This window comes from Microbacterium maritypicum MF109, assembly GCF_000455825.1.
Taxonomy (GTDB): domain Bacteria; phylum Actinomycetota; class Actinomycetes; order Actinomycetales; family Microbacteriaceae; genus Microbacterium; species Microbacterium maritypicum_A.
Genome location: NZ_ATAO01000152.1, coordinates 1 through 221 on the forward strand (window position 1 = coordinate 1; position 221 = coordinate 221).

1 pseudogene is annotated in these 221 nt (G+C 66.5%); it reads left to right on the forward strand.

The annotated features are described in order from the left end of the window. A pseudogene (locus L687_RS0121420) lies at positions 1–221 on the forward strand (carbohydrate ABC transporter permease); the annotation flags it as partial.

The window sequence follows — 221 nt, forward strand, 5'->3', positions numbered from 1 at the left end:
GCTCGGGTCCTTCCGCAACACCCTGATCTTCCTGGTCATCAACGTGCCCCTCACGGCCGTGCTCTCCCTCGTGCTCGCGGCGGCCCTGAACACCGGCATCCGGTGGGTCGCGGCGTACCGGGTCGCGTTCTATGTGCCGTATCTGACCGCGAGCGTCTCGCTCGTGGGCGTGTGGATGCTGCTGTTCTCGGGCAACGGGCTGATCAACACGATCCTCGGCC